Source organism: Cytobacillus solani (genome assembly GCF_006704205.1).
Lineage (GTDB): Bacteria > Bacillota > Bacilli > Bacillales > Cytobacillaceae > Cytobacillus > Cytobacillus solani.
The window spans coordinates 1,867,473-1,890,845 of record NZ_CP041305.1 but is presented as its reverse complement, the minus strand read 5'-3'; the positions used below and the strand labels follow the sequence as shown (position 1 = coordinate 1,890,845).

The following is a 23,373-nucleotide window of genomic DNA, read 5'->3' as shown; positions in this document are numbered from 1 at the left end:
TAACCTGACATTAAACGTCAGCTTTTATATAGATGATTGATTTGTAAGTTATGCATAATGAAAGTGTAGGTGATCGATGTGTCAATAGAGCAAAAGGCTGCACAGGAACAGTCCTATGATGCGAATCAGATACAGGTATTAGAAGGTCTTGAAGCAGTAAGGAAGCGTCCTGGAATGTATATCGGTTCTACCAGTGCTAAAGGTCTTCATCACCTTGTATGGGAGATTGTTGATAACAGTATTGACGAAGCATTAGCCGGATATTGTTCAGAAATTAATGTGTGCATCGAAAAGGATAATAGTATAACCGTAACGGATAATGGCCGGGGAATTCCTGTAGGTATTCAAGAAAAAATGGGTCGCCCGGCTGTTGAAGTCATCATGACCGTTCTGCATGCTGGAGGGAAATTTGGCGGCGGCGGATACAAAGTATCAGGTGGATTACATGGTGTTGGTGCTTCGGTAGTAAATGCCCTTTCCACAGAACTGGAAGTGTATGTCCATCGTGATGGCAAGATCCATTATATAAAATTTGAAAGAGGAGTTCCTTGTGCGGATCTTAAAGTAATTGGTGAAACAGATCATACCGGGACAACTACTCACTTCACGCCAGATAGTGAAATCTTCACGGAAACAACTGAATATGATTATGACACACTTGCTAATCGTATTCGTGAGCTCGCTTTCTTAAATCGCGGATTAAAGATTACGATTGAAGATAAACGTGAAGAAAATAAAAAAAGTGAATATATGTACGAAGGTGGAATCAAGTCATATGTTGAACACTTGAATCGTACGAAGGATGTTATTCACGAAGAGCCGATTTATATTGAAGGGGATCGTGACGGTATAAATGTTGAGGTTTCCATGCAGTATAATGACGGTTTCACTGGAAATATCCATTCCTTTGCTAATAACATCAACACGTATGAAGGCGGAACGCATGAAGTAGGGTTTAAAACTGCGTTAACCCGAGTCATTAATGACTACGCTAGAAAAAATGGGATATTTAAAGAAAATGATGCGAATCTTTCGGGAGAAGATGTACGTGAAGGATTAACTGCAATTATCTCTATAAAGCATCCTGACCCGCAATTTGAAGGACAAACAAAAACTAAGCTTGGAAATTCTGAAGTTAGAGCAATTACAGATACTATTTTTTCAGAAACACTTGAAAAGTTTCTATTAGAAAATCCATCAGTTGCCAGAAAAATTGTGGAAAAGGGCCTTATGGCAGCACGTGCAAGACTTGCAGCAAAGAAGGCACGTGAATTAACGAGAAGAAAGAGCGCGCTTGAAGTGTCAAGCTTGCCTGGGAAATTGGCAGACTGCTCTTCTAAAGATGCTTCCATATCTGAGCTTTATATTGTTGAGGGTGATTCAGCGGGCGGTTCAGCTAAACAGGGGCGAGATCGCCATTTCCAAGCGATTCTCCCTTTAAGAGGGAAAATCCTGAATGTCGAAAAAGCAAGATTGGATCGTATTCTTTCAAATAATGAAGTACGAGCGATGATTACAGCGGCAGGCACCGGTATAGGAGAAGATTTTGATATTTCCAAAGCGAGATATCATAAAATTATCATTATGACGGATGCGGATGTCGATGGCGCTCATATTCGTACTTTATTATTAACCTTCTTTTACCGATATTTAAGACAAATTATTGAAGCCGGGTATATTTACATTGCCCAGCCGCCGTTATATAAGGTGCAGCAAGGGAAGAAAATTGAATATGCATACAATGACCGTCAGCTAGAGGAAATCATGAATAGGTTGCCAAGTCAGCCAAAGCCAAATGTACAGCGATATAAAGGTTTGGGGGAAATGAACCCTGGGCAGCTTTGGGAGACAACAATGAATCCTGAAACAAGAACGTTATTGCAAGTGAATCTAGAAGATGCGATTGAAGCTGATGAGACATTTGAAATATTAATGGGCGATAAAGTTGAACCACGTCGTCACTTTATCGAAGAAAATGCACTATATGTAAAAAATCTAGATATATAATAGGATGCCAGGATAGATACAAGATTATTCTATCCTGGTTTTACATAGAAAAGTGAAGGCGACTGCCCAGCTCCGACAAGCATAAGACGAGCTAGCTGGAAGGTTGTTCTTTAACCTTCTAGCTAGATTGGCTTATGACCTCGAGGAGCTAGGAGCCGCAGCTGGACAAGTAGAAAAGCGAAGGTGACTGCCCGGCCTCGATACAAGAGAAAAGGCATGAAGTCGCCAGATGATAAGCATGTAAACATGCTGGAAGTTTCACTTAAAAGGGAGGTTCTTTAAATGGCCGAAACTCCGAAGTCTCAGGTAAAAGAAAGAAATATAAGCACAGAAATGCGTGAGTCATTTCTTGATTATGCGATGAGTGTTATTGTATCTCGTGCATTACCCGATGTTCGAGACGGTTTAAAGCCTGTTCACCGTCGTATTCTATATGCGATGCATGACCTTGGTATGCACTCGGATAAGCCGTACAAAAAGTCAGCTCGTATTGTTGGGGATGTTATTGGTAAATACCATCCTCATGGTGATTCAGCGGTATATGAAACAATGGTCCGGATGGCACAGGATTTTAACTATCGATATATGCTCGTGGATGGACATGGAAACTTTGGTTCTATTGATGGGGACTCTGCAGCAGCTATGCGTTACACAGAAGCTCGGATGTCTAAAATCTCAATGGAGCTTCTACGAGATATTAATAAAGATACGATTGATTATCAAGATAACTATGATGGAGAAGAAAAAGAGCCAGTTGTTCTTCCCGCACGTTTTCCTAACTTATTAGTTAATGGAACTTCAGGGATTGCGGTAGGGATGGCAACGAATATTCCGCCACATCAGCTTGGAGAAGTGATCGACGGTGTCTTAGCAGTAAGTAAGGATCCTGAAATAACCATTCAAGAGCTAATGGATATTATTCCAGGCCCGGATTTTCCAACTGCTGGTATTATTTTGGGGCGCAGCGGGATTCGTAAAGCTTATGAAACTGGAAGAGGCTCCATTACTTTAAGAGCGAAGGTAGAAATTGAGCAAAAGCCAAGTGGCAAGGAAGTCATTATTGTCAATGAAATTCCTTATCAAGTGAACAAGGCAAAATTGATAGAAAGAATTGCGGAGCTTGTAAGGGATAAAAAAATTGATGGCATTACTGACCTTCGGGATGAATCTGATCGCGAAGGTATGAGAATTGTTATTGAGGTTCGTAAAGATGCAAATGCTAATGTTTTATTGAATAATTTATATAAGCAGACAGCTTTACAAACAAGTTTTGGTATTAATTTACTTGCTTTAGTTGATGGGGAACCTAAGGTATTAAACTTAAAACAATGCTTAGTTTATTACTTAAACCACCAAAAGGTTGTTATTCGCCGCAGAACAGAGTTTGAATTAAGAAAAGCAGAAGCTCGTGCACATATTCTGGAAGGTTTGCGCATTGCACTGGATCATTTAGATGAAGTCATTGCATTAATCCGCAGTTCCCAAACAACAGATATCGCGCGTGAAGGATTAATGTCGAAGTTTAATTTATCCGATAAGCAAGCACAGGCGATTCTTGATATGCGTCTTCAGCGTTTGACTGGATTAGAACGTGAAAAGATTGAAGAAGAATATGCTAACTTAGTTAAACTAATTGGTGAGCTTAAAGCTATTTTAGCGGATGAAGAAAAACTATTGGATATTATCCGTGAAGAATTAATTGAAATCAAGGAACGATTTGACGATGAGCGCCGCACAGAAATTGTTGCAGGTGGAATTGAGCAAATTGAAGATGAAGACCTTATTCCGCGTGAGAATATTGCCATCACACTGACTCATAAGGGTTATATTAAGCGACTGCCTGTATCGACTTATCGTTCTCAAAAGCGCGGAGGTCGCGGAATTCAAGGAATGGGAACAAATGAGGACGATTTTGTCGAGCATTTAATTACTACTTGCACCCATGATACGATCCTTTTCTTTACAAATAAGGGGAAGGTTTATCGTTCAAAAGGGTATGAGATTCCAGAATTCAGCAGAACAGCTAAAGGGATACCGATCATCAATCTCCTTGGAATTGAGAAGGATGAATGGGTGAATGCGATCATTCCGGTAGAAGAATTTGTTGATGACTGGTTCTTATTCTTTACAACAAAAATGGGGATTTCCAAGCGTTCCCCTTTAAGCTCATTTGCCCATATTAGAAACAATGGATTAATTGCATTGAATTTGAGAGAAGATGATGAATTAATTTCTGTTCGCTTAACAGATGGCAATAAGGAAATCATTATTGGAACAAGTAATGGATTGCTTATTCGATTCCCAGAAACGGATGTTCGTTCAATGGGGCGTACAGCCACAGGTGTGAAGGGAATTAGTTTAAATGGCGATGATGAAGTTGTTGGAATGGAAGTTTTAGAAGAACAATCTCAAATATTAATTGTGACTAAGAATGGTTATGGCAAACGTACTCCTTCTGAAGAATATCGAGTTCAAGGAAGAGGCGGAAAAGGAATCAAGACATGTAATATAACCGAGAAAAACGGCAATCTTGTTTCCATGCGGGCTGTAACTGGAGAAGAAGACTTAATGTTAATTACAACGGGTGGAGTCCTTATTCGTATGGCAGTAAGTGATATTTCAACAATGGGTCGTAATACCCAAGGGGTAAGATTGATCCGTTTAGATGAAAGTCAGAATGAATTTGTTGCTACTGTTACGAAGGTTGAAAAAGATGAGGATAAATCAGATGAAGAATTAACAAAGCCAATTGAAAGTGCTGATGCAAACCTTGAAGATGATGGGAATAATGAGCAAGAATAATAATAAGCAGGAGGGACACAATTTAGTGTTCCTCTTTTTTATTAAAATGGAGTAGAATAGTATTAAGGACTCATGACATTTGAGGTGTGAAGACATGCGTGTAAATATAAATGAACTTCAAGAAGGGTGTATTTTAACAGAAGATATATATAGTCTGACAAATCGCCCAATCATTAGTAAAAAGACGATTATTACGAATGAATTAATTGAAATATTAAAAGCTTTTTTAATTAAAGAGGTTCCTGTAGACAAATTGATGGTTAACGGCTCTCCATTTCTGCCGAAGGAAATTATGGATGATGACGGAAATGAGCAAAAAATTGCCCCATCCATAATTGAGGCTAGTTTAGAAGATTCATTTTTAATGGGTGTCAGGGATTATAAGAAAGAATTTAATAATTGGCAAGCAGGTCTTCCTATTGATATTTCAAAAATTAGGAATATTATGATCCCTCTCGTAGAGAAGTCAGAAATAACCCCATCTGAATTATTCTCCTTGCATCATCTATCAACGCAAGATGAGTATTTATTTCAACATGCGGTTGCAGTTGGATTAATAAGTGCGTTTATAGGAAAAAAGTTTAGAATGAATAAAGGGGATATTGTTCAGTTAGCTATTGGAGGATGTTTATCTGATGCTGGAATGGCAAAAATTAAACCAGCAATTTTAAATAAGAAATCTACATTAACCAAACAGGAATTTGAGGAAATGAAAAAACATACGACCTATTCGTACAAAATGGTTCAGAATATCTCTCTTTTAAGGGAAAGCACAAAAATTGGTATCTTGCAGCATCATGAAAGATTAGATGGCAGCGGGTACCCTTTAGGAGAGAAGAATAATAAAATTAATATTTTTGCTAAAATCATTGGTGTTGCTGATACGTTCCATGCTATGACATGCAGCCGTTTATACAGACGAAAACAATCGCCGTTTAAAGTGTTAGAAATGATGCTTCAAGATATGTTTGGTAAATATGATATTACTGCAATGCAAGCTATTGGATCAGGTATTATGACATTTTCAATCGGGAGCAGCGTAAAGCTATCCGATGATCGAGTAGCAGAAATTCTATTTATTGAAGAAAAGTCCCCGACGAGACCACTCGTAAAAATTAGCAATACGGATGAGATTATCCATTTAGAAAAAAACCGCCAATTATTTATAGAGGAAGTACTAAAATAGGCCGTAATTACACGGTCTATTTTATATTTACTAAAAAATGCTTGCAATAATAATATTAGATTGATATAATAATTCAAGTCAGCAGGAGACGAGTTTCCTTAAAAGAGGAAAATATCTTCTTGACTCACAGAAACCTATATGGTATATTAATAAAGTTGCTTCTAAAAAAGAAGTGCGTTATTAATGAATTGCTCTTTGAAAACTGAACGAACAAAAAAACGTCAACGTTAATTCAAGTTTTAAAACTTAAGAGCTAATCTTACTCTTTATTGGAGAGTTTGATCCTGGCTCAGGACGAACGCTGGCGGCGTGCCTAATACATGCAAGTCGAGCGAATCTGAGGGAGCTTGCTCCCAAAGATTAGCGGCGGACGGGTGAGTAACACGTGGGCAACCTGCCTGTAAGACTGGGATAACTTCGGGAAACCGGAGCTAATACCGGATAATCCTTTTCTACTCATGTAGAAAAGCTGAAAGATGGCTTCGGCTATCACTTACAGATGGGCCCGCGGCGCATTAGCTAGTTGGTGAGGTAACGGCTCACCAAGGCGACGATGCGTAGCCGACCTGAGAGGGTGATCGGCCACACTGGGACTGAGACACGGCCCAGACTCCTACGGGAGGCAGCAGTAGGGAATCTTCCGCAATGGACGAAAGTCTGACGGAGCAACGCCGCGTGAGTGATGAAGGTTTTCGGATCGTAAAACTCTGTTGTTAGGGAAGAACAAGTACCGTTCGAATAGGGCGGTACCTTGACGGTACCTAACCAGAAAGCCACGGCTAACTACGTGCCAGCAGCCGCGGTAATACGTAGGTGGCAAGCGTTGTCCGGAATTATTGGGCGTAAAGCGCGCGCAGGTGGTTTCTTAAGTCTGATGTGAAAGCCCCCGGCTCAACCGGGGAGGGTCATTGGAAACTGGGAGACTTGAGTGCAGAAGAGGAAAGTGGAATTCCAAGTGTAGCGGTGAAATGCGTAGAGATTTGGAGGAACACCAGTGGCGAAGGCGACTTTCTGGTCTGTAACTGACACTGAGGCGCGAAAGCGTGGGGAGCGAACAGGATTAGATACCCTGGTAGTCCACGCCGTAAACGATGAGTGCTAAGTGTTAGAGGGTTTCCGCCCTTTAGTGCTGCAGCAAACGCATTAAGCACTCCGCCTGGGGAGTACGGCCGCAAGGCTGAAACTCAAAGGAATTGACGGGGGCCCGCACAAGCGGTGGAGCATGTGGTTTAATTCGAAGCAACGCGAAGAACCTTACCAGGTCTTGACATCCTCTGACAATCCTAGAGATAGGACGTTCCCCTTCGGGGGACAGAGTGACAGGTGGTGCATGGTTGTCGTCAGCTCGTGTCGTGAGATGTTGGGTTAAGTCCCGCAACGAGCGCAACCCTTGATCTTAGTTGCCAGCATTCAGTTGGGCACTCTAAGGTGACTGCCGGTGACAAACCGGAGGAAGGTGGGGATGACGTCAAATCATCATGCCCCTTATGACCTGGGCTACACACGTGCTACAATGGATGGTACAAAGGGCTGCAAGACCGCGAGGTTTAGCCAATCCCATAAAACCATTCTCAGTTCGGATTGCAGGCTGCAACTCGCCTGCATGAAGCCGGAATCGCTAGTAATCGCGGATCAGCATGCCGCGGTGAATACGTTCCCGGGCCTTGTACACACCGCCCGTCACACCACGAGAGTTTGTAACACCCGAAGTCGGTGGGGTAACCGCAAGGAGCCAGCCGCCTAAGGTGGGACAGATGATTGGGGTGAAGTCGTAACAAGGTAGCCGTATCGGAAGGTGCGGCTGGATCACCTCCTTTCTAAGGATGAAATGAAGTCTAACTTCATTAAAAGACGTTTCATTGTTCGTTCAGTTTTGAGAGAGCAATCTCTTTATTAACTTAATATCAAAATGAGGGAAATGAGAAGCAAACAGGTCAAGATAGTGACCGAATAATCATCGCTTATCATTTACCGAATTCCGTTATATGGGCCTATAGCTCAGCTGGTTAGAGCGCACGCCTGATAAGCGTGAGGTCGATGGTTCGAGTCCATTTAGGCCCACCATTTCATAACGGGGCCTTAGCTCAGCTGGGAGAGCGCCTGCCTTGCACGCAGGAGGTCAGCGGTTCGATCCCGCTAGGCTCCACCAACATAACGAATCCGTTCGTTATTTTTTGTTCCTTGAAAACTAGATAATGCAATTAAAGAAGATAACCGAGTAATCGCCATCTTAGTTTTTTCTCTTATAATGTTTTAGAAACAAAATAAGAGTGTAAACCATGAGGGCAATGAGCAACAAGCAGATCAAGGAAGCGACCGAGCGAGCACCGGAACGTACTCAGTACGTGAGGAGCACAGCGAGAGAGCTGACGCCGAGATGCGCAGTTGATCATTGACCGAAGTAGGTTAAGTTAGAAAGGGCGCACGGTGAATGCCTAGGTACTAGGAGCCGATGAAGGACGGGACTAACACCGATATGCTTCGGGGAGCTGTAAGTAAGCTTTGATCCGGAGATTTCCGAATGGGGGAACCCTCTATCCGTAATGGGATAGAATCTTTACCTGAATACATAGGGTATTGAAGGCAGACCCGGGGAACTGAAACATCTAAGTACCCGGAGGAAGAGAAAGCAAACGCGATTCCCTGAGTAGCGGCGAGCGAAACGGGATTAGCCCAAACCAAGAGGCTTGCCTCTTGGGGTTGTAGGACACTCTACACGGAGTTACAAAGGAACGAGGTAAATGAACAGGTCTGGAAAGGCCGGCCAGAGAAGGTAAAAGCCCTGTAGTTGAAACTTCGTTCCCTCCAGAGTGGATCCTGAGTACGGCGGGACACGAGAAATCCCGTCGGAAGCAGGGAGGACCATCTCCCAAGGCTAAATACTCCCTAGTGACCGATAGTGAACCAGTACCGTGAGGGAAAGGTGAAAAGCACCCCGGAAGGGGAGTGAAAGAGATCCTGAAACCGTGTGCCTACAAGTAGTTAGAGCCCGTTAATGGGTGATAGCGTGCCTTTTGTAGAATGAACCGGCGAGTTACGATTACATGCAAGGTTAAGTTGAATAGACGGAGCCGCAGCGAAAGCGAGTCTGAATAGGGCGAATGAGTATGTGGTCGTAGACCCGAAACCAGGTGATCTACCCATGTCCAGGTTGAAGTTCAGGTAACACTGAATGGAGGACCGAACCCACGCACGTTGAAAAGTGCGGGGATGAGGTGTGGGTAGCGGAGAAATTCCAATCGAACTTGGAGATAGCTGGTTCTCTCCGAAATAGCTTTAGGGCTAGCCTCATGTAGAAAGAGTCTTGGAGGTAGAGCACTGTTTGGACTAGGGGCCCCCATCGGGTTACCGAATTCAGACAAACTCCGAATGCCAAAGACTTATCCATGGGAGTCAGACTGCGAGTGATAAGATCCGTAGTCAAGAGGGAAACAGCCCAGACCACCAGCTAAGGTCCCAAAGTATACGTTAAGTGGAAAAGGATGTGGAGTTGCTTAGACAACCAGGATGTTGGCTTAGAAGCAGCCACCATTTAAAGAGTGCGTAATAGCTCACTGGTCGAGTGACTCTGCGCCGAAAATGTACCGGGGCTAAACGTATCACCGAAGCTGTGGATGGACATCTACGATGTCCGTGGTAGGAGAGCGTTCTAAGGGCGTTGAAGCTAGACCGCAAGGACTGGTGGAGCGCTTAGAAGTGAGAATGCCGGTATGAGTAGCGAAAGATGGGTGAGAATCCCATCCACCGAATGCCTAAGGTTTCCTGAGGAAGGCTCGTCCGCTCAGGGTTAGTCGGGACCTAAGCCGAGGCTGAAAAGCGTAGGCGATGGACAACAGGTTGATATTCCTGTACCACCAAACTCCGTTTGAGCAATGGGGGGACGCAGGAGGATAGGGTAAGCGCACTGCTGGATATGTGCGTCTAAGCAGTTAGGCTGCAAGCGAGGAAAATCCCGTTTGCGTGAAGGCTGAGCTGTGACAGCGAGGGAAATATAGTACCGAAGTTCCTGATTCCACACTGCCAAGAAAAGCCTCTAGCGAGGATAAGGTGCCCGTACCGCAAACCGACACAGGTAGGCGAGGAGAGAATCCTAAGGTGAGCGAGAGAACTCTCGTTAAGGAACTCGGCAAAATGACCCCGTAACTTCGGGAGAAGGGGTGCTTTTTAGGGTGAATAGCCCTGAAAAGCCGCAGTGAATAGGCCCAGGCGACTGTTTAGCAAAAACACAGGTCTCTGCGAAGCCGCAAGGCGAAGTATAGGGGCTGACGCCTGCCCGGTGCTGGAAGGTTAAGAGGAGGGGTTAGCTTACGCGAAGCTCTGAATTGAAGCCCCAGTAAACGGCGGCCGTAACTATAACGGTCCTAAGGTAGCGAAATTCCTTGTCGGGTAAGTTCCGACCCGCACGAAAGGCGTAACGATCTGGGCACTGTCTCAACGAGAGACTCGGTGAAATTATAGTACCTGTGAAGATGCAGGTTACCCGCGACAGGACGGAAAGACCCCGTGGAGCTTTACTGTAGCCTGATATTGAATTTCGGTACAGCTTGTACAGGATAGGTAGGAGCCTTGGAAGCCGGAGCGCCAGCTTCGGTGGAGGCATCGGTGGGATACTACCCTGGCTGTATTGAAATTCTAACCCATGCCCCTGATCGGGGCAGGAGACAGTGTCAGGTGGGCAGTTTGACTGGGGCGGTCGCCTCCTAAAAAGTAACGGAGGCGCCCAAAGGTTCCCTCAGAATGGTTGGAAATCATTCGAAGAGTGTAAAGGCATAAGGGAGCTTGACTGCGAGACCTACAAGTCGAGCAGGGACGAAAGTCGGGCTTAGTGATCCGGTGGTTCCGCATGGAAGGGCCATCGCTCAACGGATAAAAGCTACCCCGGGGATAACAGGCTTATCTCCCCCAAGAGTCCACATCGACGGGGAGGTTTGGCACCTCGATGTCGGCTCATCGCATCCTGGGGCTGTAGTCGGTCCCAAGGGTTGGGCTGTTCGCCCATTAAAGCGGTACGCGAGCTGGGTTCAGAACGTCGTGAGACAGTTCGGTCCCTATCCGTCGTGGGCGCAGGAAATTTGAGAGGAGCTGTCCTTAGTACGAGAGGACCGGGATGGACGCACCGCTGGTGTACCAGTTGTTCTGCCAAGAGCATCGCTGGGTAGCTATGTGCGGAAGGGATAAGTGCTGAAAGCATCTAAGCATGAAGCCCCCCTCGAGATGAGATTTCCCATAGCGTCAAGCTAGTAAGACCCCTGAAAGATGATCAGGTTGATAGGTTTGAGGTGGAAGCGTGGTGACACGTGGAGCTGACAAATACTAATCGGTCGAGGACTTAACCATAAATGATTACTCAACTTCTTCTTTAGCATTATCTAGTTTTGAGGGAACAAACCTCATCTTATATAGGTCTAGTGACGATGGCGAGAAGGCCACACCCGTTCCCATCCCGAACACGGAAGTTAAGCTTCTCAGCGCCAATGGTAGTTAGGGGCTGTCCCCTTGTGAGAGTAGGACGTCGCTAGGCAAATGAAAGAGCACCTGTAAAGGTGCTCTTTTTGTGTTATTTACGAGAGCTAGGACTATCCATGTATAAACTCAATAGGCTAATACAATAGTTGTCTTTCTTTCATTAAAAATTGATAAATCAAGAAAGGACCTTTCCTAGATGTCATATTAAGAAAGGATAGAATAAACGGATAATCAAGATTTGGCATTATTTTTATTGTCTCACTCCACCATTCTGTTTCATAGCGTGCAATCATACTTAAATTATATAATAGTAAATAATGGATTAATAATTCAGGAAAGTTGTTTAATGCGCTTTGTCTTAATGGAAAAGCAAGTTGATTATCTTCTAAAGAAAATTTTAAAGGGAGAATTTTGTCAATATGTAATTGAGGATATTTAAAGTTAATAAAATCTTCGTTAGAATCCTCGAATATAATTTCTGAAATTGATTTTGTTTTCCAGTATTCAATAAAGCGAGATTCAGTCATGTGGTATTCATCTAAAATACATTTCGATATTGATAATAGATCTTTTTGTTTATTTATTTGTAAAAAAGTATTTTTCCCTTCGAGTCTAGAAAAGAATGAATTTAGTTCAGGTATTTGCATAAGTAATTCTTCCATTGTCGCTTTTTCCCCTTCTAACTGTTTCATGTGAAACATTTTCTCAGCCATGTATGGAAAAAGCCCGCTTTTTTGAATCTTTACTTCATCCTGAAAAAAGTGGTATTGTTGTTTCTTTTTTTTTCTTGTGGAAACACCGTGTGCCAAAACCGATGTTGTTTCAGGATAGTTAGGATCAATTGTTAATATACATGCTTTGATTAAATGAACAAATCCATAAAAAAGAAGGATTGGCTGTATGATTAATGGGGCTAATTCTGCTTGTTTGTAATATATTTGTCCATGTTCAAGATAATATATAAAGGGATAGCTTTTTTCATAACTATTAATTTCGGCCCTCTCAAGATTTCGTTGCTGATAACAGTTCTTTAAATAGTCTTGAGTAGCGCTTGCCGAAAAAAAGGGAAGAAATGAGTTCCAATTTGTGTATGTAGACATAAAAAATATCCCTCCGTAATTATTAGAAAAGTCTAACATATTAAAGTTATCTTGACAGTATTTTGTCCAATTGATAACCTACTAATAATATTTTCGAGTCTAGGGGGTAAAAAAGATGTGGGAAAGTAAATTTGTAAAAGAAGGTTTAACATTTGATGATGTATTGCTTGTTCCTTCCAAATCAGAGGTTCTTCCAAGAGATGTGAATTTAAGTGTCCAATTAACGGAAAATGTAAAGCTTAACATCCCGATTATTAGTGCAGGAATGGATACAGTTACTGAAGCGGATATGGCAATTGCAATGGCTCGTCAAGGCGGACTTGGCATTATTCATAAAAATATGTCCATTGAACAGCAAGCTGAGCAGGTAGATAAAGTTAAACGTTCAGAAAGCGGCGTTATCTCAGACCCATTTTTCCTCACCCCAGAACAACAAGTTTTCGATGCAGAACATTTGATGGGGAAATACCGCATCTCCGGTGTTCCGATTGTTAACAATCAAGAAGAGCAAAAGCTTGTTGGTATCTTAACAAATCGTGATCTTCGTTTTATCTCTGATTTCTCAATCATTATTTCAGATGTAATGACAAAAGAGAATTTAGTTACAGCTCCTGTTGGTACAACATTAGCTGAAGCTGAAAAAATTCTTCAAAAGTATAAAATTGAAAAGCTACCTTTAGTAGATAATAATGGCATTCTAAAAGGGTTAATTACCATTAAAGATATAGAAAAAGTCATTGAGTTTCCTAACTCTGCAAAAGATCAACATGGGCGTCTATTAGTGGGAGCTGCTGTTGGTGTTACGAAGGATACAATGAAAAGAGTTGAGATGCTTGTTAAATCTCAAGTTGATGTGATTGTACTTGATACTGCTCATGGACACTCAAAAGGTGTTTTAGATACAGTTCGTGAAATCCGCAGCACCTACCCTGATTTGGCTATTATCGCTGGGAATGTCGCTACTGCCGAAGGGACAAAGGATTTGATTGAAGCAGGAGCTGATATTGTAAAGGTGGGAATTGGTCCTGGTTCCATTTGTACAACACGCGTAGTTGCAGGTGTAGGTGTTCCACAGATAACGGCTGTTTATGACTGTGCAACAGAAGCGAAGAAGCATGGAAAAACAATTATTGCTGATGGCGGAATTAAGTACTCAGGTGATGTAGTTAAGGCACTTGCTGCAGGCGGACACGCGGTAATGCTAGGAAGCTTACTAGCTGGTGTATCAGAAAGTCCTGGAGAAACGGAAATCTTCCAAGGCCGTCGTTTTAAGGTATATCGTGGAATGGGATCTGTTGCATCCATGGAAAAAGGTTCTAAGGATCGTTACTTCCAAGAGGATAATAAGAAATTTGTTCCAGAAGGAATTGAAGGCCGCCTGCCTTACAAAGGCCCTCTTTCAGACACGATCTATCAACTTGTTGGCGGATTGCGTTCAGGAATGGGATATTGTGGTACAAAGGACTTAACAGATTTAAGGGAAAATGCTCAATTTGTAAAAATGACTGGTGCAGGATTAAGAGAAAGTCACCCGCATGATGTGCAAATTACGAAAGAAGCACCCAATTATTCAATGTAATCATATGAAAGCAGGGGAGAAATTTCTTCTCTGCTTTTTTATTTGTAATTAAAAAAAAGAAACTATCTAGCTCTACAAGGAACGCCTTGATAGCATTGCACGAGTATGAGCGCTCAGCGTCTAGTACTCTTCACTACACTAAGAAACATGGAACATTCGTGCTCTTTGTGTTTTTTTTACCATCAAATAGTGAGGTGACTGTTTAGCCACAATAAGCATAAGATGGACTGCTGCGTGGCATGTTTTGCCACAGGCAGTCCATCTTATGGCCTCGAGCTAGGAGCCGCAACTGGATTAGAACCCTCCAGTCCATACGCCTCTATGCGTGACACATCCGCTTTTCTAAATAGGTAATTCATCTGCCTATTTTTTATGGGTGAGTTATGTTAAAATAACAAAAGTGTACTAATATGTTGGAGGGCTTTATATTGAAAATAAAACAATATCGTAAATATGTTGCTAGTTTCCTTGTGTTAATAATGGTATTAGGAATTTTCCCGAGTTTAAATAGAGCGCATGCAGAGGATATATTAAATATAAATGCAGATGGTGCTATTTTAGTAGAGGCAGAAACAGGAAGAGTGCTGTATGCTAAAAATCCCGATCAAGTACTCGGCATTGCTAGTATGACAAAAATGATGACTGAGTATTTGCTGCTTGAAGCGATTAAAGAAGGACGAGTAAAGTGGGATCAGGAATACGCAGTAAATGAATACGTTTATAAAGTATCTCAAGATTACCCGCGTTTATCGAATGTTCCATTACGAAGAGATGGAAAATATAGTATTCGTGAATTATATCAAGCAATGACAATTTATTCAGCAAATGGGGCAACGATTGCGATTGCTGAGACAATCGCTGGTTCAGAAGCCAATTTCGTTAAAATGATGAATAAAAAGGCAGAACAGTTAGGATTGCAGGATTATAAATTTGTTAACTCTACAGGATTAAACAACTCAGATTTAAAAGGTTTTCACCATACTGGAAATCTTGAAGATGAAAACGTTATGTCTCCTAGAGCGACAGCAAAGCTAGCTTCACGTTTGATTAGTGATTTTCCAGAGGTTCTTGAAACTGCAAGCACACCAAAAATGAAATTCCGTGAAGGTACGGATGACATGATTCAAATGGAAAATTGGAATTGGATGCTTCCATCTCTTATTTATGGCTATGAGGGTGTAGATGGTTTGAAGACTGGAACGACTGACTTTGCAGGGCTATGCTTCACGGGCACTGCGGAGAGAAATGGTACGCGCTACATTACCGTGATCATGAATGCCAAAGATGAAAAGGGAAATCACACAAATAAAAAGGTTCGTTTTGATGAAACAAGAAAAATGTTTGATTATGCTTTTGGCAACTATAGTAAAGAAGAATTATATCCTGAAAATTATCAGGTAAAAGGGAAAAAAACGTTACCTGTAACTAAAGGGAAAGAGGATAAGGTAAAGATTCAAACAAAAGAACCGATTACAATGGTTGTGAAGAATGGAGAAAAAGAAAATTATAAGCCTAAGCTCGTTTTAGATAAAAAGAAGCTAAACGATAAAGGTGAGTTGACAGCACCAATCAAAAAGGGAGAAAAGATTGGTACATTAACAATAAAAGCAGAAGATGGACAAGCATTAAACTTTTTAACTGAAGATGGACAAAAAAATATTCAAGTCGATGTTGTCGCTGCTGATGATGTTGAAAAAGCGAACTGGTTTGTGCTGATGATGCGCGGAATAGGCAGCTTCTTCGGAAATGTCTGGGGCAGTATTTCTTCAACAGTAAAAGGCTGGTTTTAAAAAAAAGGGTTTCCTGTCTTGACAGGAAACCCTTTTTGTTGTTTATTTTCATTAGGGAAAGGTAATTATTCCGATTGATTTAATGAAATATTTTCCTTGCCCGCATTTTTTTATTGAATCACCCATCCATGGCTGATGGTATAAGACAAAGGGGGAGCACAATGAAGACAGGAACAGATCGAGTAAAAAGAGGAATGGCAGAAATGCAAAAAGGCGGCGTCATCATGGATGTCGTTAATGCCGAGCAAGCGAAAATTGCTGAAGAAGCTGGTGCGGTTGCAGTAATGGCATTGGAAAGAGTTCCATCAGATATTCGTGCAGCAGGCGGCGTAGCGAGAATGGCTGATCCTCGCATTGTCGAGGAAGTTATGAATGCAGTCACAATTCCAGTTATGGCTAAGGCACGTATTGGTCACATTGTAGAAGCGCGAGTACTTGAGGCTATGGGTGTAGATTACATAGATGAAAGTGAAGTATTAACTCCAGCAGATGAGGAGTACCATTTAAATAAAAGAGAATATACTGTTCCTTTTGTTTGTGGATGCCGTGATCTAGGTGAGGCTGCACGCCGTATCGGTGAAGGTGCAGCTATGCTTCGTACAAAAGGTGAACCAGGAACTGGAAATATTGTAGAAGCCGTCCGCCATATTCGTAAGGTAAATGCACAAGTTCGTAAGGTTGTAGGAATGAATGAAGATGAGCTTATGACAGAAGCTAAGCTGCTAGGAGCACCGTACGAGCTTCTTCTTGAAATTAAGAACCTTGGGCGTCTACCAGTCGTTAACTTTGCTGCAGGCGGCGTAGCAACCCCTGCTGATGCTGCTCTTATGATGCAGCTTGGTGCAGACGGAGTCTTTGTAGGGTCAGGTATTTTTAAATCAGAAAATCCAGCTAAATTTGCTCGAGCAATTGTTGAAGCAACTACCCATTATCAAGACTATAAATTGATTGCAGAGCTTTCAAAAGAGCTTGGGGCTCCAATGAAAGGGATTGAAATTTCATCATTAGCTCCGGAAGCTCGTATGCAGGAGCGCGGCTGGTAAGGAGAGAATACTGAATGATTAAAATTGGAGTTCTTGGCCTTCAAGGTGCCGTAAGGGAACATGTAATATCTATCGAGGCATGCGGTGCAGAAGCTATTGTCATTAAACGTAAAGAACAAATGGATGAAATAGACGGTCTAATTCTCCCTGGTGGAGAAAGCACCACAATGCGTAAATTGATTGATAAATATGACTTTATGAGGAGTCTGAAAGAATTTGCTGAGTTAGGCAAGCCAATGTTTGGGACTTGTGCAGGCTTGATTTTATTAGCAAAAAATATTGTCGGTTACGATGAACCGCATATTGGTGTTATGGATGTGAAGGTCGAAAGAAATTCATTTGGACGTCAGAAAGAAAGCTTTGAAGCTGATTTAGATATTGCGGGTGTTGCAGAAGATTTTCAAGCCGTCTTTATCCGCGCACCGCATATTGTACAAGCTGGAGGAAATGTGGAGATCCTAGCTAAGCATAAGGAGCGTATTGTGGCTGCCCGTGAAGGAAATATTCTTGGCTGTTCATTTCATCCCGAATTAACGGATGATCACCGTTTAACTGGTTATTTTATTAACATGGTTAAAGAAGCAAAAAAGTAAATATTTGAATAATATGGTTGCAAATCGTTTATAATTGTAGTAAATTATGAATTACTTAAATTCTAATAGTTCAAAGCAATGAGAGGAAATAGTAACAGGTTATTCATTCTTTAGAGAGCCGATGGCTGGTGGAAATCGGTGAATGCTGCTTGTGAATCCATCCTCGAGTAAAGTATGGAAAGCCGCTTTAGGTTAGTAATTACTTTCGGTTAAAACCGTTATTATTTTAAGGTGGAAAGCTTATGCTTTCAACTAGGGTGGCAACGCGGGTAACTCTCGTCCCTTTTTTGGGGACGGGAGTTTTTTGTGTTGCTGCGGATAATTAAATTAGGGTTTTTATCGAAAATGGCATGATGATTTTTTATTTAAAAAGGAGGAATTATTTATGTTAGACATTAAGTATTTAAGAGCAAATTTTGAAGAAGTGAAAAAGAAGCTAGAGCACCGTGGAGAGGATCTTGGGGATTTAGGAAAATTCGAAGAGCTTGATGGAAGACGCCGTGAATTAATTGTAGAAGCAGAACAGCTGAAGAGTAAAAGAAATGAGGTTTCACAGCAAGTGGCGGTCTTAAAGCGTGAGAAGCAGGATGCAGATCATTTAATCACGGAGATGAGAGAAGTAGGCGATGAAATAAAAAAGCTTGACGATGAATTAAGGGAAGTAGAAGAGGTATTAGAGCATTTAATGCTAAGCATCCCAAATATTCCGCATGAAAGTGTACCAGTTGGGGAGACTGAAGATGATAATGAGGAAGCTTGGACATGGGGAGAAATTCGCGAGTTTGATTTTGATCCAAAGCCACATTGGGATGTTGCCGATGATTTAGGAATTCTTGATTTTGAACGTGCAGGGAAAGTAACGGGAAGCCGCTTTGTATTCTACAAAGGGCTTGGGGCGCGATTGGAACGTGCATTGTTCAACTTCATGCTCGATCTTCATACAGAAGAACATGGATATAAGGAGGTCTTGCCGCCATACTTAGTGAATCGTGCAAGTATGACAGGTACAGGGCAGCTTCCAAAATTTGAAGAGGATGCATTCCTGATTGAAAATGAAGACTACTTCTTAATTCCAACTGCCGAAGTACCAGTTACAAATATGCATCGGGATGAAATCTTAAGTGCTGAGGATCTGCCTATTAATTATGCAGCATTTAGTGCATGTTTCCGTTCTGAAGCAGGATCTGCTGGACGTGATACGAGAGGGCTCATTCGTCAGCATCAATTTAATAAAGTAGAACTTGTGAAATTTGTAAAACCTGAAGATTCTTATGATGAATTGGAAAAGCTAACCAAGAATGCCGAAAAGGTTTTACAGCTATTGGGTCTTCCGTATCGTGTGCTCCGCATGTGTACAGGTGATCTTGGCTTTACTGCCGCTAAGAAGTATGATATTGAGGTTTGGATCCCAAGCTATGGCACATATAGGGAGATTTCTTCTTGCAGTAATTTTGAGGCATTCCAAGCAAGGCGTGCGAATATTCGATTCCGCCGCGAGCCGAAGGGCAAGCCTGAAGCTGTCCATACATTGAATGGGTCTGGCCTTGCGATCGGCCGTACGGTTGCCGCTATTTTAGAAAATTATCAGCAGGCAGATGGAAGTGTAATTATTCCAGAAGTATTACGTCCATATATGGGAAACAGGGATGTTATTAAACCGGAGTAAGTATCAGTTCTGAGCGGGTCAAACCCGCTCAGAAAATATATTAAAAATAACGTTGACTTCGTATTAATTTAATGATATAGTATTTCTTGTCGATACGGAGGAATACCCAAGTCCGGCTGAAGGGATCGGTCTTGAAAACCGACAGGCGGGTCAAACCGCGCAGGGGTTCGAATCCCCTTTCCTCCTCCATTTAAATTGACATCTAACATGCGCATAAATTGGAGATAAAATCGTTACAAGAGCTGTAACGGTTTTTTTATTCTTTTTTATGCTTAATAAAGCAAATAGTCGCCAGTAGTGGCGACTATTTTTTTAATAATTGTGTTTGCCGTAAAAAGTCTGAGATCCGTTCGACAACGGGTTCAACTGAATCTTCATGATTGATAATATCATAATCATTAATATTAAGCCTTAGTACAGGGCATGCATTAAATGTATTAATCCAGTTTTCATAGCGCTGATGCATTTCTTCCCAATAGGCAATCGGTGTCTGCTGTTCCATAGGACGGCCTCTTTCTTGAATCCGAGAAAGGATATCGTCCAAAGAACCTTCAAGATAGATAAGGAGATCCGGATGTGGAAAATAAGGCGTCATAACCATTGCGTCGAAAAGGCTTGTATATGTTTCGTAATCAGTTTTTGACATGGTCCCTTTTTCAAAATGCATCTTAGCAAAAATGCCTGTATCTTCATAGATGGATCGGTCTTGAATAAAGCCTCCTCCGTATTCAAAGATACGTTTCTGTTCTTTAAAGCGCTCTGCAAGGAAGTAAATTTGCAAATGGAAGCTCCAACGGTCAAAGTCAGCGTAAAATTTATCTAAGTAAGGATTTGTATCAACCTTTTCAAACGATGTGCGAAAGTTAAGGGCTTTGGCAAGTGCATTTGTCATGGTAGATTTCCCGACCCCAACTGTTCCAGCAATGGTAATCACTGAGTTTGCCGGGATCTCATATTTATTTCTTAAATTCATGATTGAATGCTCCTCTTTTTCAATAATGTGGATAGCGTATCAAGTATATAAGATAAGTCATTTTTATTTTTTACAAAATTCAGATGATCGCCATTGAATCGCAGTACTGGAATGTCCGGGTGTTTTGCTTCAAAGTCATTTATAGCATTATCATAGTCAATGGATAATTGCTCTAAATATAAAGGGCTAATATTTTTTTCAATCTCTCGTCCTCTAAGCTTAATGCGGGTTAAGAGTGTTTCAAGGCTGGCATGCAAATATATGACCACATTTGGCTTAGGCATATCGCTTGTTAATATTTCATAGATTTTTAAATATTTCTGGTATTCGACTGTATTTAGTGAACGACCAGCAAATATTAAATTTTTCAATATATGATAATCTGCAACAACAGATTTATTTTTATTTAAAAAGTGATTGTTTATATCACCTAGCTGTTTATATCGGTTGCAAAGGAAAAACATTTCTGTTTGAAAACTCCATTCTTCAATGTCCTCATAAAATTTCCCTAAAAATGGATTCTCATCAACAATTTCTTTTAATAATGCAAATTGAAACTGTTCGGCTATCTCTTTGGCAAGAGATGTTTTTCCGACACCTATTGGCCCCTCTACAGTAATAAAAGGTGTTCCCCCCATAGATTGCCCTCCTACTCTTTCGCTTTTTACTTTTCTATCTAATAAAATTGTATCCGTTAGGACTCTATCGTTCATTAATGACACAAAAGATATTTTATCACACTATTAGGTGGGAGGGATATGGAATTTCAATGTGTGAGGGCAATGAAAAAAACAGCTGTGCGTATGGCCAGCTGTTAGTAGGGAAGAATATTGTGATTTTTGTTAAGCTCTCTTTACCACGTTGAAATTTTCTGTGATTAAGAGCCAGTTTTGCGGAAAGGATAGACCAAGCTTCCAATAGCTCATTCCTCTTAAGTTGAGTTCTTTCACCAAATTAAATTTAGCTTGAATGGACCTAGCATCTTCAAACCAAACTTCATGCTGCTTTCCTTCACTGTCTGTATAGCGGAAAAATGGTGCTTGGGCTGTATAATCATATTGGATAGCTGCATTGTTGTTTGCTGCAATCTGAATTGCCTGCTGGGGACTGACTGCTCTAGCTATTGAACCTTGCACAAATGGCAGTGTCCAATTATAGCCGTATAAATTTTGCCCCATCATAATTTTTGTAGAAGGCATTTCACTTATTGCATACTCGATTACATCTCTTACTGGTCCAATTGGAGAAACAGCCATAGCTGGACCCCCGCTATACCCCCATTCATATGTCATGATAACAACAAAGTCGACAATCTCTCCGTGTGCTCTGTAATCATGTGCTTCATACCATTCTCCAGGCTGATCTGCTCTTGTCTTAGGTGCAAGAGCTGTAGAAATCAGCCACCCCTCTTGCTGGAAGCGTGCTTTTGCTTTTCGAAGGAATTGATTATACGCTTCCCTGTCTTCTGGGCGCAGAAACTCGAAGTCAAAATGGATATCCCTAAAACCGTATTTCTTTGCTGTAGTTACGATATTGTTTAGAAATCGCTCTTGAATTGGCATATTGTTTAAAAGAATTTGCCCAAGTTCAGCATTGAATTGATCATTCTCCTGATTTGTAATGACCATCATTAATACATTGTTATTTGCACGAGCAATAGCAGGGAAATTGTTAAGAAGTGGTTCCTTCAGTGAGCCATCACGGAGCACTTGGAAGCTGAAGGGTGCTAAGTATGTTAAATGCGGTGCAGCTTCTCTTGCACTAGCTTCTAAATTAGGAGCAACCGTTGTACCTCTCGGTTCTACATAGGCATTGAACTCTGCTTCTGTTTTCGGGCGGGGAGGAATATAAAGCCGAAACCCAATTTGAAGAGGCTGATTAACAGAAATGCCGTTAACAGCAGCGAGCTGTTGAAAAGAAAGGCCGAATTTTCTAGAAATTGAATATAAGCTATCACCAGATTGGACCCAGTAAAATTGGCCAATAATTGGAATAACAAGAGTTTGACCGATTACAAGATTGTTTGGATTCGGAAGTTCATTGGCTTCTACAATATCACTAACGCTCGAACCATAGGCTTGTGCAATCCCATATAAGGATTGGTTTGGCTGAACAACATGAATTTGCAAGTTATTCCCTCCTAGATTAAACCGAATGGGGCAGCAATTGAATAAATGGTCTGATCAGAAAATAGTCATTACAACATTTTATGAATGAGAGAAAAAAGAAATGATATAATTTATAGAGGAATAAGCAAAAGGAATGAGAAGGATGCTGCAAAATGTAGACCAAAATGAAACATACATGATAGAAGCAATAAAAGAGGCTAAAAAAGCACAAGAAATAATGGAAGTTCCGATTGGTTCAGTTATTGTGCTGAATGGGGAAATTATTGCACGTGCACATAATTTAAGGGAACATAACCAAAGCTCGATTGCTCATGCAGAACTGATGGCTATTGATCAAGCATGTCAATCACTTGGAACATGGAGACTAGAAGATGCCGTTTTGTACGTGACACTTGAACCTTGCCCGATGTGTGCTGGAGCTATCATGCTTTCTCGAATAAAAAAGGTAGTTTATGGTGCAAAGGATCCAAAAGGCGGATGTGCAGGCACATTTATGAATTTGCTTCAAGATGATCGGTTTAATCATCAGAGTGAAGTCGTATCTGGAGTGTTAGAAAAAGAATGTGGCGAGCTTCTATCTGCTTTTTTTAAAGGACTGCGTTTGCGTAAGAAAGAAGAAAAGAAACAACGAAAGAAGCAATTGGAGATAGATGAAGGAATTAACAATGGTTAGGCATTGATTTTTACAAATGATATTAGTATACTTATATTGTGTCACTCGGGTGACACCTAAATATGGTTTCAACTTTGCCGTGCTAGGTGGGGAGGTAGCGGTGCCCTGTACTCGCAATCCGCTCTAGCGAGGCTGAATCCCTTCCCGAGGCTGATGTCCTGTAGGGCCTGCCTTAAGTAAGTGGTGTTGACGCCTGGGTCCTGCGCAATGGGAATCCATGAACCATGTCAGGTCCGGAAGGAAGCAGCATTAAGTGGACACTCTCATGTGCCGCAGGGTTGCCTGGGCCGAGCTAACTGCTTAAGTAACGCTTATGGGCGTCAGTCGACGGAAGGTGCACGGCAGTTTAACTATTATAAATGAAAC

The 23,373-nt window shown here is 41.6% G+C and carries 13 protein-coding genes, 3 tRNA genes, 3 rRNA genes, 1 other RNA gene and 1 other annotated feature; of the genes, 16 read left to right on the top strand and 4 right to left on the bottom strand.

Features of this window, described 5'->3' with window-relative positions; all coding sequences use genetic code 11:
* The first annotated feature begins 84 nt into the window (after positions 1–84).
* The 8 genes from gyrB (at position 85) to rrf (ending at position 11,516) form a co-directional block, all read left to right on the top strand.
* A complete protein-coding gene (gene gyrB, locus FI644_RS09735) occupies positions 85–2,007 on the top strand; it encodes a DNA topoisomerase (ATP-hydrolyzing) subunit B (protein WP_053478819.1) in 1,923 nt (640 codons plus the stop codon).
* 282 nt (positions 2,008–2,289) lie between these two features.
* On the top strand, positions 2,290–4,809 hold the full coding sequence (gene gyrA / locus FI644_RS09730; RefSeq protein ID WP_053478297.1) for a DNA gyrase subunit A: 2,520 nt from the start codon (positions 2,290–2,292) through the stop codon (positions 4,807–4,809).
* Between the two features lie 94 nt (positions 4,810–4,903).
* Positions 4,904–5,995 carry an HD-GYP domain-containing protein gene (locus FI644_RS09725; protein ID WP_142108255.1) on the top strand — a complete coding sequence of 364 codons (1,092 nt, stop codon included), beginning with the start codon at positions 4,904–4,906 and terminating at the stop codon, positions 5,993–5,995.
* A gap of 266 nt (positions 5,996–6,261) precedes the next feature.
* Positions 6,262–7,812: ribosomal RNA gene (locus FI644_RS09720) — 16S ribosomal RNA — on the top strand.
* Between the two features lie 170 nt (positions 7,813–7,982).
* Positions 7,983–8,059 (top strand) — tRNA-Ile (locus FI644_RS09715).
* A 9-nt stretch (positions 8,060–8,068) separates the two neighbouring features.
* Positions 8,069–8,144, top strand: a tRNA-Ala gene (locus FI644_RS09710).
* 255 nt (positions 8,145–8,399) lie between these two features.
* A 23S ribosomal RNA gene (locus FI644_RS09705) occupies positions 8,400–11,332 on the top strand.
* A 67-nt stretch (positions 11,333–11,399) separates the two neighbouring features.
* Positions 11,400–11,516 (top strand): 5S ribosomal RNA (gene rrf, locus FI644_RS09700).
* Together the 16S, 23S and 5S rRNA genes with 2 tRNA genes alongside form the textbook arrangement of a ribosomal RNA operon.
* Before the next feature lie 79 nt (positions 11,517–11,595).
* Here the strand turns inward: rrf and FI644_RS09695 are convergent.
* A complete protein-coding gene (locus FI644_RS09695; RefSeq protein WP_142108254.1) occupies positions 11,596–12,561 on the bottom strand; it encodes a YaaC family protein in 966 nt (321 codons plus the stop codon).
* A 115-nt stretch (positions 12,562–12,676) separates the two neighbouring features.
* On the opposite strand from FI644_RS09695, the gene guaB reads away from it, so the two are divergent.
* The 6 genes from guaB (at position 12,677) to FI644_RS09665 (ending at position 19,421) form a co-directional block, all read left to right on the top strand.
* A complete protein-coding gene (gene guaB, locus FI644_RS09690; protein WP_142108253.1) occupies positions 12,677–14,140 on the top strand; it encodes an IMP dehydrogenase in 1,464 nt (487 codons plus the stop codon).
* 410 nt (positions 14,141–14,550) lie between these two features.
* Complete coding sequence (locus FI644_RS09685) at positions 14,551–15,930, top strand: serine hydrolase (RefSeq protein WP_181758185.1); 1,380 nt, start codon at positions 14,551–14,553, stop codon at positions 15,928–15,930.
* A gap of 161 nt (positions 15,931–16,091) precedes the next feature.
* Positions 16,092–16,973, top strand: a complete 882-nt coding sequence (gene pdxS / locus FI644_RS09680) for a pyridoxal 5'-phosphate synthase lyase subunit PdxS (RefSeq protein WP_142108251.1) — start codon at positions 16,092–16,094, stop codon at positions 16,971–16,973.
* 14 nt (positions 16,974–16,987) lie between these two features.
* Positions 16,988–17,566, top strand: a complete 579-nt coding sequence (gene pdxT / locus FI644_RS09675; RefSeq protein WP_142108250.1) for a pyridoxal 5'-phosphate synthase glutaminase subunit PdxT — start codon at positions 16,988–16,990, stop codon at positions 17,564–17,566.
* A 69-nt stretch (positions 17,567–17,635) separates the two neighbouring features.
* Positions 17,636–17,853, top strand: a binding site (T-box leader).
* Positions 17,854–17,951: 98 nt separating this feature from the next.
* Complete coding sequence (gene serS / locus FI644_RS09670) at positions 17,952–19,232, top strand: serine--tRNA ligase (RefSeq protein WP_056681954.1); 1,281 nt, start codon at positions 17,952–17,954, stop codon at positions 19,230–19,232.
* 96 nt (positions 19,233–19,328) lie between these two features.
* Positions 19,329–19,421: transfer RNA gene (locus tag FI644_RS09665), tRNA-Ser, on the top strand.
* 115 nt (positions 19,422–19,536) lie between these two features.
* On the opposite strand, the gene FI644_RS09660 is transcribed toward FI644_RS09665, so the two are convergent.
* The 3 genes from FI644_RS09660 to FI644_RS09650 form a co-directional block, all read right to left on the bottom strand.
* Positions 19,537–20,205, bottom strand: coding sequence for a deoxynucleoside kinase (locus FI644_RS09660; protein ID WP_053478155.1), 669 nt, complete (start codon positions 20,203–20,205; stop codon positions 19,537–19,539).
* On the bottom strand, positions 20,202–20,843 hold the full coding sequence (locus tag FI644_RS09655; RefSeq protein WP_056681951.1) for a deoxynucleoside kinase: 642 nt from the start codon (positions 20,841–20,843) through the stop codon (positions 20,202–20,204). Before FI644_RS09655 ends, FI644_RS09660 begins: the two co-directional genes overlap by 4 nt.
* Before the next feature lie 204 nt (positions 20,844–21,047).
* Positions 21,048–22,334, bottom strand: a complete 1,287-nt coding sequence (locus FI644_RS09650) for a LysM peptidoglycan-binding domain-containing protein (RefSeq protein WP_142108249.1) — start codon at positions 22,332–22,334, stop codon at positions 21,048–21,050.
* A 142-nt stretch (positions 22,335–22,476) separates the two neighbouring features.
* On the opposite strand from FI644_RS09650, the gene tadA reads away from it, so the two are divergent.
* Positions 22,477–23,007, top strand: coding sequence for a tRNA adenosine(34) deaminase TadA (gene tadA / locus FI644_RS09645; RefSeq protein ID WP_379999993.1), 531 nt, complete (start codon positions 22,477–22,479; stop codon positions 23,005–23,007).
* Between the two features lie 77 nt (positions 23,008–23,084).
* An RNA gene (gene ffs / locus FI644_RS09640) (signal recognition particle sRNA large type) lies at positions 23,085–23,349 on the top strand.
* Positions 23,350–23,373: the final 24 nt, after the last annotated feature.